The sequence below is a fragment of the Pseudomonas sp. 22189 genome, assembly GCF_052045635.1.
GTDB lineage: Bacteria > Pseudomonadota > Gammaproteobacteria > Pseudomonadales > Pseudomonadaceae > Aquipseudomonas > Aquipseudomonas parakoreensis.
Genome location: NZ_JBQEPG010000021.1, coordinates 38,552 through 51,476 on the forward strand (window position 1 = coordinate 38,552; position 12,925 = coordinate 51,476).

10 protein-coding genes are annotated in these 12,925 nt (G+C 60.2%); 7 read left to right on the forward strand and 3 right to left on the reverse strand.

Annotation, left to right across the window (positions count from 1 at the left end):
* Positions 1 to 11 precede the first annotated feature (11 nt).
* On the reverse strand, positions 12 to 662 hold the full coding sequence (locus tag ACTJKS_RS20895) for a GNAT family N-acetyltransferase (RefSeq protein ID WP_086794616.1): 651 nt from the start codon (positions 660 to 662) through the stop codon (positions 12 to 14).
* A 326-nt stretch (positions 663 to 988) separates the two neighbouring features.
* Here ACTJKS_RS20895 and xthA point away from each other — a divergent pair, with 326 nt between their 5' ends.
* Together xthA and ACTJKS_RS20905 are read left to right on the forward strand one after the other, a co-directional pair.
* On the forward strand, positions 989 to 1,801 hold the full coding sequence (gene xthA, locus ACTJKS_RS20900; RefSeq protein WP_108182305.1) for an exodeoxyribonuclease III: 813 nt from the start codon (positions 989 to 991) through the stop codon (positions 1,799 to 1,801).
* A 166-nt stretch (positions 1,802 to 1,967) separates the two neighbouring features.
* Positions 1,968 to 3,302 (forward strand): phosphate ABC transporter substrate-binding/OmpA family protein, encoded by a 1,335-nt coding sequence (locus ACTJKS_RS20905; RefSeq protein ID WP_262949233.1) that lies wholly within the window; start codon positions 1,968 to 1,970, stop codon positions 3,300 to 3,302.
* A gap of 145 nt (positions 3,303 to 3,447) precedes the next feature.
* On the opposite strand, the gene ACTJKS_RS20910 is transcribed toward ACTJKS_RS20905, so the two are convergent.
* Positions 3,448 to 4,677, reverse strand: a complete 1,230-nt coding sequence (locus tag ACTJKS_RS20910; protein ID WP_041075051.1) for an acyl-CoA dehydrogenase — start codon at positions 4,675 to 4,677, stop codon at positions 3,448 to 3,450.
* Between the two features lie 157 nt (positions 4,678 to 4,834).
* Here ACTJKS_RS20910 and ACTJKS_RS20915 point away from each other — a divergent pair, with 157 nt between their 5' ends.
* The 3 genes from ACTJKS_RS20915 to ACTJKS_RS20925 all read left to right on the forward strand — a co-directional run bounded on the left by ACTJKS_RS20915 (position 4,835) and on the right by ACTJKS_RS20925 (position 7,395).
* The gene (locus ACTJKS_RS20915; RefSeq protein ID WP_041075049.1) at positions 4,835 to 5,764 is read left to right on the forward strand and encodes a LysR family transcriptional regulator; all 930 of its coding nucleotides are present in this window, start codon (positions 4,835 to 4,837) and stop codon (positions 5,762 to 5,764) included.
* 186 nt (positions 5,765 to 5,950) lie between these two features.
* Positions 5,951 to 6,349, forward strand: coding sequence for a MerR family transcriptional regulator (locus ACTJKS_RS20920; RefSeq protein WP_262949234.1), 399 nt, complete (start codon positions 5,951 to 5,953; stop codon positions 6,347 to 6,349).
* A 146-nt stretch (positions 6,350 to 6,495) separates the two neighbouring features.
* Entirely contained in the window at positions 6,496 to 7,395 is a 900-nt protein-coding gene (locus ACTJKS_RS20925; protein WP_440828984.1) for a hydroxymethylglutaryl-CoA lyase, read from the forward strand.
* Positions 7,396 to 7,998: 603 nt separating this feature from the next.
* On the opposite strand, the gene ACTJKS_RS20930 is transcribed toward ACTJKS_RS20925, so the two are convergent.
* Positions 7,999 to 9,696, reverse strand: a complete 1,698-nt coding sequence (locus ACTJKS_RS20930) for an AMP-binding protein (RefSeq protein WP_262949236.1) — start codon at positions 9,694 to 9,696, stop codon at positions 7,999 to 8,001.
* A gap of 359 nt (positions 9,697 to 10,055) precedes the next feature.
* On the opposite strand from ACTJKS_RS20930, the gene ACTJKS_RS20935 reads away from it, so the two are divergent.
* Positions 10,056 to 11,219: an isovaleryl-CoA dehydrogenase gene (locus ACTJKS_RS20935; RefSeq protein WP_108182300.1), complete on the forward strand. Its 1,164-nt coding sequence runs from the start codon at positions 10,056 to 10,058 to the stop codon at positions 11,217 to 11,219.
* Between the two features lie 12 nt (positions 11,220 to 11,231).
* Positions 11,232 to 12,839 carry a carboxyl transferase domain-containing protein gene (locus ACTJKS_RS20940; protein ID WP_262949238.1) on the forward strand — a complete coding sequence of 536 codons (1,608 nt, stop codon included), beginning with the start codon at positions 11,232 to 11,234 and terminating at the stop codon, positions 12,837 to 12,839.
* The last annotated feature ends 86 nt before the right edge of the window (positions 12,840 to 12,925 follow it).

Below are 12,925 nucleotides of genomic sequence, written 5' to 3' on the forward strand. Positions count from 1 at the left end.
AAGTTCGATTGCTATGCTGTTGCAGTTTGTAACACCTGCGGATTGGCGTGGAAAAACACGTGTTCACGCACCGGGCCCACGGCCACTTCGCCAATCTCTTCGTAGCCCTGGCGTTTATAGAATTCCAGGTAACGCGGGTTGCCGGTGTCGAGTACCACGCCTTGCGAGGTTTCGTCCACCGCGCACCAGTTGTGCACCGCCGTCAGCAACTGCTCACCGAAGTGTTTGCCCTGAAACTGCGGGTGGATTCCCAGCAGCGGCAACATGTGCACCGAGTCGCTGGGCACGCACGCCGCCACCGCATCGTGATAGGCCAGATAACGTCGGGTGCAACGGAAACCGGTGCTGAGCACCATGCGCAGGCGCCACGCCCAGCTCTCGGTGATCCCCAGACGCCGTTGCGGCGGCGCGATCAGGGCAATCCCGATCAGGCGGTCGTTGACCAGCAGACCGATGGCCGGCAGGTCCTGCAGGAAATGCTGCTTGACCAGCTCACGCACCGTGGCCCGTACGCGCTGCTCGTAGCCCGGCCGCTCGGCCTCGAACAAGTAACCGAAGGTCGGCTCGTGGCGGTACGCCTGATACAGCAACGATCGGGCTTCGCGCGAGTAACCGCGGTCGAGCATGTGGATGTCGGCGATGGCAGTCTGGGTTTCAGGCATGACGGTGATTCTCCCCCGGGGCGCAGCGCAAATGACTGCGCTCTTGATGGTACGAACCTGTTGCAGGTGGCGCAGTTCCCCACAGGTATAGACCAACTCGGGATCTTCATCGACCGGGCGGGCCTCATCGCTGGCAAGCCAGCTCCCACAGTGCCTGCGTCGCACACAAAATATGTGAACACCATTGAACCTGTGGGAGCTGGCTTGCCAGCGATGGGGCCCCACAGACAGCACACATCTGACAGAACACAGCGAATCTGCTTACCCCACACTGGCCCCCATCCCACATGTCAGCTAGCATCGCCCTTTTGCCAGGACTGCCGACCATGAAGATCGTTTCCTTCAACATCAATGGACTGCGAGCCCGTCCGCATCAGCTGGCAGCGCTGATCGAAAAGCATCAGCCGGACGTGATCGGCCTGCAGGAAACCAAGGTCCACGACGACCAATTCCCGTTGGAAGAAGTGCGTGCGCTGGGTTATCACGTTTATTTCCACGGTCAGAAAGGCCATTACGGCGTTGCCCTGCTTTCGCGCAGTGAGCCGATCGCGATTCACAAAGGCTTCGCCAGCGATGAAGAAGACGCCCAGCGCCGCTTTATCTGGGGCACCTTCGCCGACGCCAATGGCGTACCGGTGACCATCATGAACGGCTACTTCCCGCAGGGCGAAAGCCGCGACCACCCAACCAAATTCCCGGCCAAGCAGCGCTTCTACAGCGACCTGCAAACCCTGCTGGAAAGCCAGTTCCACAACGAACAGCCGCTGGTAGTGATGGGCGATGTAAACATTTCCCCGGAAGACTGCGACATCGGCATCGGCCCGGACAACATGAAGCGCTGGTTAAAAACCGGCAAATGCAGCTTCCTGCCGGAAGAACGTGAATGGATGGCCCGCCTGAAAAACTGGGGCCTGACTGACAGCTATCGGCACCTGAACCCGGACGTGACCGACATGTTCAGTTGGTTCGACTACCGCAGCCGCGGGTTTGAGGATGAGCCCAAGCGTGGTCTGCGCATCGACGTGATTCTCGCCTCCCATGGCTTGCTGCCGCGGGTCAAGGATGCGGGCGTGGACTACGAACTGCGGGGCATGGAAAAGCCGTCGGATCATGCGCCAATCTGGCTTGAGTTGAGCTGATATTGGTCATGATCAAAAGATCGCAGCCTGCGGCAGCTCCTACATTGGAANGAACGCGTTTTCCTGTAGGAGCTGCCGCAGGCTGCGATCTTTTGATCTGTCATGTTTTGGTCATGCACCTGACTTAATCTCCCCGGCAATCCCCTTGGCCTGATTCGGTGCCGGCATGACCCTGCGTGTTCTGTTCGCTTTTCTGTCGAGTGCATGGCTGACGGTCAGTGCCGCCACCCTGCCCGTCCCCGAAAACGGCCCGGCATTGCGCATTCAGGGTTCCAACACCATCGGCGCCGATCTCGGCCCGGCGCTGGTCGAAGGTTTTCTGCAAGAGCAGGGTCTGCTGAAGATTCACCGCGAAAACCCCGACAACGCCAACGAACAACACATCGTGGCTCAGACTGCGCAAGGCCAACGGGTGGTGATTGAAGTCGCCGCCCATGGTTCCAGCACCGGGTTCACCGCACTGAAAACCGCCAGCGCCGACCTCGCCGCCTCCTCACGCCCAATCAAGGACAGCGAACTGCTCAACCTGGAAGCGCTCGGCGACCTGAAAAGCGCTGAGGCCGAGCAAGTGATCGCCATCGACGGCTTGGCGATCATCCTTCACCCCGGCAACCCCCTGCAGCAACTGGACACCGAGCAACTGGCGCGGATCTTCAGCGGTGAGGTGAAAACCTGGGAAGACGTCGGCGGGCACGGCGGATCGATTCATTTATATGCGCGGGATGATCAGTCCGGTACCTACGACACGTTCAAGGAACTGGTGCTGGTTCGTCGTGGGAAACACCTGAGTTCCACTGCGAAACGCTTCGAATCCAGCGAGCAATTGTCCGATGCGGTGAGCAACGATCCGCAAGGCATCGGTTTCATCGGCCTGCCGTATGTGCGCCAGGCCAAAGCCGTGGCCATCGCTGACGGCGCATCGCAGTCGATGTTGCCGCTCAACAGCCTGATTGCCACCGAGGACTATCCGCTGTCGCGGCGCCTGTTCTTTTATTTGCCGCCCAGCAACCAGAATCCGTGGGCATCGGCGCTGGTGGCGTTTGCGCAAAGCCCACAGGGCCAGAAGATTGTCGCGGCCAACGGTTTCATCAGCCAGACCGTGCACGCGATGACCGTCACCCCGAATGCGCTGATGCCCGAGGGTTATCAATCCCTCAGCCGCCATGCCCAGCGTCTGACGGTGAATTTCCGTTTCGAGGAAGGCAGCGCCAGCCTCGACAACAAGGCGCGGCAGGATCTGGCGCGGGTGCTCGACTATATAAAGCGCCACGCCAAGACCGAGCGCGCGGTGACGCTGGTGGGGTTTGGCGACGAGAAAGACGACCCGGCACGGGCCGACCTGCTGTCGAAACTGCGGGCGATGGCGGTGCGTCGCGAACTGGTGAGAAACGGCGTGGTGATACGCGAGGTGCGTGGGTTTGGCGCGCTGATGCCGGTGGCGGCGAACAGTGCGGATGAAGGCAGGATCAAGAATCGGCGGGTTGAGGTTTGGGTGTACTGAATCTGATGTTGATGTGTTGAACCTGCTTACGTCATCGCTGGCAAGCCAGCTCCCACAGAGATTTCCAGTGAACACAAAGTTTGTGAACACCAAACAAACCTGTGGGAGCTGGCTTGCCAGCGATGAACGATGACGCGGTACTGGATCAGCGCTCGCTGCGCAGCATTTCCTTCGGCACATACTTGCCGATCTCGAACTTGCCAATCGCCGCGCGGTGCACTTCGTCCGGGCCGTCGGCCAGGCGCAGGGTGCGTTGCATGGCATACATGTAGGCCAGCGGGAAATCGTTCGACACCCCGGCCCCGCCATGGATCTGGATCGCCCGGTCGATCACCCGCAGCGCGACGTTCGGCGCGACAACCTTGATCTGTGCGATCTCGCTCTTCGCCACTTTGTTGCCCACGGTGTCCATCATGTACGCCGCTTTCAGGGTCAGCAGGCGCGCCATGTCGATTTCCATCCGCGAGTCGGCGATCTTGTCGACGTTGCCGCCCAGACGCGCCAATGGTTTGCCGAACGCGGTGCGGCTCACCGAACGTTTGCACATCAATTCCAGTGCGCGCTCGGCCATGCCGATCGAACGCATGCAGTGGTGAATGCGGCCCGGGCCAAGGCGACCCTGAGCGATTTCGAAGCCTCTTCCCTCACCGAGCAGCACGTTTTCGTACGGCACGCGCACGTTGTCGAACAGCACTTCGGCGTGGCCGTGCGGTGCATCGTCGTAACCGAACACCGGCAGCGGACGGACGATTTTTACCCCGGGGGTGTCGACCGGTACGAGGATCATCGAGTGCTGGGCATGGCGCGGTGCGTCGGGGTTGCTCAGGCCCATGAAGATCAGGATCTTGCAACGCGGATCGCAAGCGCCGGAGGTCCACCACTTCTTGCCGTTGATCACCCACTCGTCGCCATCACGCACGGCACGGGCGGCCATGTTGGTCGCGTCAGACGAGGCCACGTCCGGTTCGGTCATGGCGAACGCCGAGCGGATCTCGCCGCGCAGCAGCGGTTCGAGCCAGCGCTGTTTCTGTTCTTCGTTGGCGTAGCGCACCAGCACTTCCATGTTGCCGGTGTCCGGCGCCGAGCAGTTGAACGGCTCTGGCCCGAGCAGCGAACGGCCCATGATCTCAGCCAGCGGTGCATATTCCAGGTTGGTCAGCCCGGCGCCGAGTTCCGACTCCGGCAGGAACAGATTCCACAGACCTTCAGCCTTGGCCTTGGCTTTGAGTTCTTCCATGATCGCGGTCGGCTGCCAGCGATCGCCCTCGGCAACCTGGCGTTCGAACACGGCTTCGGCCGGGTAAACGTAAGTGTCCATGAACGCGGTCACGCGCTCACGCAGTTCTTGCACCTTGGGCGAATAAGCGAAATCCATGAGCAATTACCTTCTATGGGCAGAGGTTGTTCAGATCATGCAATCGATGCTAGAACAGCGCTGATAATTTACCTAGCCTATTCTCGGCGTGTATAAACATTCATCACCGATATATGATCCGCTGATCGTCAGCCCCTAGAACAAGAGAAGCCGCGTAATGAATCTGAGTAAGGTCGACCTCAACCTTTTCATCGTCTTCGACGCGATCTACACCGAAGCCAACCTGACCCGCGCCGGGCAGATTGTCGGGATTACCCAGCCGGCGGTGTCCAACGCGCTGGCGCGGTTGCGCGAAACCTTCAATGACCCGCTGTTCGTGCGCACCGCTCAGGGCATGGTGCCGACGCCGATGGCGCAGAACATCATCGGCCCGGTGCGCAACGCGCTGTCGCTACTGCGGGTGTCGGTCCAAGAGAGCCGGATTTTCAACCCGGCGCAGGCGGTGAAGACTTACCGCATCAGCATGACCGACCTGACGGAGGCGGTGATTCTGCCGCCGCTGTTCCAGCGTTTGCGGCGTCTGGCGCCGACGGTGATCATCGAGAGTTTCCTGTCCAAACGCCGTGAAACCACCAAGGAACTGGCGGCCGGGCGTCTGGATTTCGCCGTGGATGCGCCGCTCAACACCGATCCGCAAGTGCGTCACGTCAAGCTGATGGAAGACCGTTACGTCTGTGCAATGCGCAAGGGTCATCCGCTGGCGGGCAAGGAAAAACTCAGCCTCGACGATTACCTGTCGCTGACACATATCCACATCTCCAGCCGCCGCAGCGGTCTGGGCTATGTCGATCTGTCCCTGGGGAAAATGGGCATTCAGCGCAAGATCGCCCTGCGCTCGCAGCATTACTTGATGGCGTCGCAGGTCATGCAGCAGACCGATATGGTCATGACCGTGCCCGAGCGTTTTGCCCGGCGCAACGACTTGCATGCGTTCAACCTTCCAGTCAACGACGTGCCGCCGGTGGAGACTCACCTTTACTGGCATGAGAGCACCGACCAGGACCCAGCCAACCGTTGGATGCGTGAGCAGATCATCGAGTTGTGCCAGCAAGTGGCGGCGCAGGAGAAGAAGCTCGATAAGGTGTAAGGCTGGCTACCGCGTTTTCGTTCTTCGCGAGCAGGCTCGCTTCCACATGGACTTGTGCACGCCACTGATCCTGTGGGAGCGAGCCTGCTCGCGAAGAGGCCAGCACTAGCGCCACACATTTTGAACCTTGACGTAAACGTCAACTCGCCATTAGCTTAGCGCCAAGACCTTTTTTCGAGCGCTTTCATGAGCAGCCAGACCTACAGCATTTCCGACCTCGCCCGCGAGCTGGACATCACCACCCGGGCGATCCGCTTTTATGAAGAGCAAGGCCTGCTCAGCCCTGAGCGCCGTGGCCAGGAACGCATCTATTCACCCCGCGACAAGGTCAGCCTGAAGCTGATCCTGCGCGGCAAGCGCATTGGTTTCTCGCTCGCCGAATGCCGCGAGTTGATCGAACTTTACGACCCGTCCAGCGGTAACACCAAACAGCTCAACAGCATGCTGGCGAAAATCAGCGAGCGCCGGGCACAGCTCGAGCAGCAGCTGCTCGACATCGAACAGATGAAGCTGGAACTCGACACCGCGGAAGAACGCTGCGTGCAGGCGTTGGAGCAGACGCTCAAGGGTCAGCAGGCTATTTAACGGAAAAACCTATCCCCTGTGGGAGCGAGCTCGCTCGCGAATACGGTCCGACTCAAATCTTTCGTCGACTGATCCACCGCTTTCGCGAGCAAGCTCGCTCCCACAAGGGGGCATCCGCAGTCTTTAGATAATTACAGGTCAACCCCATGTCCCTCCCCTCCCAAGTACGCCTGATCGAAGTCGGCCCGCGTGACGGCCTGCAGAACGAAGCCCAACCGATCAGCGTGGCCGACAAGGTGCAACTGGTCGACGCCCTGAGCGCCGCCGGTCTTGGCTACATCGAAGTCGGCAGTTTTGTCTCACCGAAATGGGTGCCACAGATGGCCGGTTCCGCCGGAGTGTTCGCGCAGATCCAGCGCAAACCCGGCGTGACCTACGGCGCACTGGCGCCGAACCTGCGCGGCTTTGAAGACGCACTGGCTGCGGGGGTCAAGGAAGTCGCTGTGTTTGCCGCTGCGTCCGAAGCGTTCTCGCAGCGCAACATCAATTGCTCGATCAGCGAAAGCCTGGCGCGCTTCGCACCGATCATGGAAGCCGCGAAACAGCACGGCGTTACCGTGCGCGGTTACGTCTCCTGCGTGCTGGGTTGCCCTTATGAAGGCGAGGTCGCGCCGGAACAAGTGGCGATGGTTGCGCGTGAACTGTACGCGATGGGCTGCTACGAAGTGTCCCTCGGCGACACCATTGGCACCGGCACCGCAGGCGCGACCCGTCGGTTGTTCGAAGTGGTGTCGGCGCAAGTGCCACGGGAAAAGCTTGCGGGGCACTTCCACGACACCTACGGCCAGGCCATGGCCAACATCTATGCCAGTCTGCTGGAAGGCATTGCGGTGTTCGACAGCTCTATTGCCGGCCTGGGCGGCTGCCCGTACGCCAAAGGCGCGAGCGGTAACGTCGCCACCGAAGACGTGGTGTACATGCTCAACGGCCTGGGTATCAAGACCGGTATCGACCTCGACGCCCTGATTGCAGCGGGTCAGCAGATCAGTGCGGTGCTCGGTCGCCCGAGCGGTTCGCGTGTGGCCAAGGCCCGTAACGCCCAGTGAGGGCGAAGGTGTTACCGCGGTGTCTGAAACGTGGGCATAGTCGAGTAACACGGAAACAAATTGTCTGGTTTTGCCTGAAGGAAAAATCCTTCAAAAATCTCAAGCCATTGATTTAAAAGAGTTTTAAAAAGTTGGCACGGCTTCTGCTATCTCTATGGCATAACAAGAATAAAAAGCAGCAAACCAATAAAAATAAGACGTACCGACTCTGACATAACAAAAACAACACGGCAGAGACGCAGCTAACAGATTTTTTTGGAGAAGGTGTGCTTTTCAGGGTGTTCCTCGGAATGACCCGCAACCGGGCAGAGAACAATAAAACTACCTTCAGGTAGCGCCCGAATCGGTTGGATCGTTTAACGAGAAAGCAGATCAGCGCTCAAAAAAATACGTTTGCTCTTGACCCCGGATGGGGGTCGCCAAAAACAGCGGTAAAGGGCCACGGTTGCCAAAAACAACAACAGACCGCCCCTCAATAATAAAAAAGAGCACGCGACGACAAAATTAAAGGGGAGCTTCGGCTCCCCTTTGTGCTTTCTGCAATTCCCGAATTCCCGAACATCCCTGTGGGAGCTGGCTTGCCAGCTCCCACAGGGGTGGTGGTTACCGTTCGATTGTTTTTAACTCCTCAATACTGATCTCACGCATCCGGAATTTCTGGATCTTGCCCGTCACCGTCATCGGAAACTCCTCCACAAACTTGAAATGACGCGGCGTCTTGAAGTGCGCGATGCGCTCCTTGCACCAGGTCTGCAGTTCCAGTTCGGAGGCATGGTGGCTGGGGTGGAATTTGATCCAGGCGACGATCTCCTCACCGTAACGCGAGCACGGGATGCCGATCACCTGTACGTCTGCCACCGCCGGGTGAGTGAAGAAAAACTCTTCCAGCTCACGCGGGTAAATGTTCTCGCCCCCGCGAATAATCATGTCTTTGTTACGCCCAGCGATGTTCACGTAACCCTCATCGTTCATGCTCGCCAGGTCGCCGGTATGCATCCAGCCCGCCTCATCGATGGCTTCGGCGGTGGCTTGCGGGTTGCTCCAGTAACCGAGCATCACGCTGTAACCACGGGTGCACAACTCACCGATGGTACCGCGCGGCACCAGGTTGCCGGCCTCGTCGATGATCTTGCTTTCGAGCTGTGGCTGAGTGCGGCCGACGGTGGTGACGCGCAGTTCCAGTTCGTCCGATGGACCGGTCTGCAGTGACACTGGGCTCGTTTCCGTCATGCCGTAGGCAATCTGCACTTCGCTCATGTGCATCTCACTGATGACCCGCCGCATCACTTCGATCGGGCAGGTGGCACCGGCCATGATCCCGGTGCGCAGGCTCGACAGATCGAATTCGCCCCGCAGCGGTTGATCAAGCATGGCGATGAACATGGTCGGCACGCCGTACAACCCGGTGGCTTGCTCTTCAGCGACGGTTTGCAGGGTCAGTAGCGGATCGAACGCGTCATTGGGGTAAATCATCGTACTGGCGTGAGTGATGCAGCCCAGGTTGCCCATGACCATGCCGAAGCAGTGATACAGCGGCACAGGGATCACCAAACGGTCACCCGGGGTCAGACCGATGCTCTCGCCGACCATGTAACCGTTGTTGAGGATGTTGTAGTGACTGAGGGTCGCGCCCTTGGGGAAACCGGTGGTGCCGGAGGTGTACTGGATGTTGACGGGTTGGTCGAAGTGCAGGCTGTCGCTGCGTTCACGCAATTGTTCGGCAGAGACAATGGCGGCCAGATCTGCCAGTTGCGACCACGGGAGAAAACCCGAAGGTGGCTGCGGATCGAGGCTGATCAACCCGCGCAGCTCCGGCAGGCGCTCACTGCGCAGTTCGCCGATGGATTGTTCGGCCAGTTCCGGCAGCAAGCCTTGCAACATGCCGTGATAGTTGGAGCTCTTGAACGCTCCCGCACAGACCAGCCAATGACAACCGGATTGCTTGAGTACGTATTCGAGTTCGGAGCTGCGGTAGGCCGGGTTGATGTTGACCAGGATTACGCCGAGCTTCGCGGTGGCGAACTGTGTGATGCACCACTGCGCGCAGTTCGGCGCCCAGATGCCGAGCCGGTCACCGGCCTGCAAACCCAACGCCAGCAGCGCTCTGGCATGCACGTTCACCGCGTCGGCCAGTTGCTGCCAGGTGTAACGCAGCTGCTGGTGGCGCACCACCAGCGCCTCGCCGTCCGGGTACTGCGCGACGGTCTCGTCGAACTTCTGCCCGATGGTCATCGCCAGCAAGGCTTTGCTCTGGGAACCACGGGTGTAGCTGCGCTGCGGGTTTGCACTGGGTTGATCCATGATGACCCCTATTGTCTTTATTAGTGGGTTTACCGGAGCTCACTTTTTTGCGGGTGGCCTTGTGGTGAGGGGATTCATCCCCGATGGTGTGCGAAGCGTACCCTCAGCTTTTCCTGTCGAACCGCATTCACAGGTTTTGGGTCGGCTTCGCCAACCATCGGGGATAAATCCCCTCGCCACACAAGCTCGCGCCCACAAAAAAGCAGTCCGCTTTCAATCCTGAGGTGCCCCTACTCTCGCTCAAGTTGACGTTAACGTAAAGGGTGATTGACAGCCAACCAGCGCAGGCTTACGTTAACGTAAAGGTGAGAGCCGTTCGACTGCCCTCCCCACCCTACAAAAAAGCCAAAAGGTGACCCATGAGCTACCCATCCCTGAATTTCGCCCTCGGTGAAACCATCGACATGCTGCGCGATCAGGTTCAGTCCTTCGTCGCCGATCAGATCGCCCCACGCGCCGCGCAGATCGACCACGACAACCTGTTCCCGGCCGACCTGTGGCGCAAGTTCGGCGACATGGGCCTGCTGGGCATCACCGTGCCGGAAGAGTACGGCGGTGCGGGTCTGGGTTACCTGGCGCACGTGGTGGCGATGGAAGAAATCAGCCGCGGTTCGGCCTCGGTGGCGCTGTCCTACGGCGCGCATTCCAACCTTTGCGTCAACCAGATCAACCGCAACGGCAACCACGAACAAAAAAGCAAATACCTGCCCAAGCTGATCAGCGGCGAACATGTCGGCGCCCTCGCCATGAGCGAGCCGAACGCCGGTTCCGACGTGGTTTCGATGAAATTGCGCGCCGATAAACGCGGCGACCGTTTCGTCCTCAACGGCAGCAAGACCTGGATCACCAACGGCCCTGACGCCAACACCTACGTGATCTACGCCAAGACCGACCTGGAAAAAGGGCCGCACGGTATCACTGCATTCATCGTCGAACGCGACTGGAAAGGCTTCAGCCGCAGCAACAAGTTCGACAAGCTCGGCATGCGCGGCTCCAACACTTGCGAGCTGTTTTTCGATGACGTCGAAGTGCCGGAAGAAAACATCCTCGGCGTGCTCAACGGTGGCGTGAAAGTGCTGATGAGTGGTCTCGATTACGAGCGCGTCGTGCTGTCCGGCGGCCCGACCGGGATCATGCAGTCGTGCATGGACCTGATCGTGCCGTACATCCATGACCGCAAGCAGTTCGGCCAGAGCATCGGCGAGTTCCAGCTGATCCAGGGCAAAGTCGCCGACATGTACACCCAGCTCAACGCCAGCCGCGCCTACCTGTATGCAGTGGCCCAGGCCTGCGAGCGCGGCGAAACCACGCGCAAGGACGCCGCCGGGGTGATCCTCTACACCGCCGAACGCGCGACGCAAATGGCCCTCGACGCGATCCAGATTCTCGGCGGTAACGGCTACATCAACGAATTCCCGGCCGGCCGCCTGCTGCGTGACGCCAAGCTCTACGAAATCGGCGCCGGCACCAGCGAGATCCGGCGCATGCTGATCGGCCGCGAACTGTTCAACGAAACCCGCTAAACGGAGCTGTCCATGGCTATCCTGCATACCCAGCTCAACCCCCGTTCAGCGGAGTTCGCCGCCAACAGCGCGGCAATGCTCGAACAGGTCGACGCCCTGCACACCCTGCTCGCCCACGTGGCGCAAGGTGGCGGCGCGAAAGCCCAGGAAAGGCACACCTCGCGCGGTAAATTGCTGCCACGTGAGCGGATCAATCGCCTGCTGGACCCGGGCTCGCCGTTTCTGGAAATCAGCCAGCTCGCCGCGCACGCGGTGTATGGCGAAGACGTTCCCGCCGCTGGCGTGATTGCCGGGATCGGTCGCGTGGAAGGCGTCGAGTGCATGATCGTCGCCAACGACGCGACAGTGAAAGGTGGCTCGTACTACCCGCTGACCGTGAAAAAACACCTGCGCGCGCAGACCATCGCCCAGCAGAACCGATTGCCGTGCATCTATCTGGTGGACTCGGGCGGCGCTAACCTGCCGCGTCAGGACGAGGTGTTCCCGGATCGCGAACACTTCGGCCGGATCTTCTTCAACCAGGCCAACATGAGCGCGATGGGCATTCCGCAGATCGCCGTGGTCATGGGCTCGTGCACCGCTGGCGGCGCCTATGTGCCGGCGATGGCGGACGAAGCGATCATGGTGCGCAACCAGGCAACCATCTTCCTCGCCGGCCCGCCGCTGGTGAAAGCCGCGACCGGAGAAGTGGTCAGCGCTGAAGACCTCGGCGGTGCCGATGTGCACTGCAAGATTTCCGGGGTCGCCGACCATTACGCCGAGAGCGACGAACACGCCCTCGCCCTCGCCCGCCGCAGCGTCGCCAACCTCAACTGGCGCAAGCTCGGTGAAGTGCAACAACGCACGCCGATTGCGCCGCTGTACGCCAACGATGAGTTGTACGGTGTGGTTTCCGCCGACGCCAAACAGCCGTTCGACGTGCGCGAAGTGATTGCGCGGCTGGTCGACGGCTCTGTGTTCGATGAATTCAAAGCCTTGTTCGGTACCACGCTGGTGTGCGGCTTCGCTCACCTGCACGGCTACCCGATCGCGATCCTCGCCAACAACGGCATTCTCTTTGCCGAAGCCGCGCAGAAAGGCGCGCACTTTATCGAACTGGCCTGCCAGCGCGGCATTCCGCTGCTGTTCCTGCAGAACATTACCGGCTTCATGGTCGGGCAGAAATACGAGGCCGGCGGCATCGCCAAGCACGGCGCGAAACTGGTGACCGCCGTGGCCTGCGCCAAAGTGCCGAAATTCACCGTGATCATCGGCGGCAGCTTTGGTGCCGGTAACTACGGCATGTGCGGGCGCGCTTACGACCCGCGTTTCCTGTGGATGTGGCCGAATGCGCGCATCGGCGTAATGGGCGCCGAGCAGGCAGCGGGCGTGTTGGTGCAGGTCAAGCGCGAGCAGGCCGAACGCAGCGGGCAGGCCTTCAGCGCCGCGCAGGAAGCCGAGATCAAGCAACCGATCCTCGACCAATACGAAGAGCAGGGTCACCCTTACTATTCCAGCGCACGACTGTGGGACGACGGCGTCATCGACCCGGCGCAGACTCGTGACGTGCTGGCTCTGGCCTTGTCCGCGTCGCTGAACGCGCCTATCGAACCGAGCCGCTTCGGCGTGTTCCGGATGTGATGCTTTTTTTGTGGGAGCGAGCCTGCTCGCGAAGACGGTCTGTCAGCTCCGGATACTTCGACTGATACACCGCTTTCGCGAGCAGG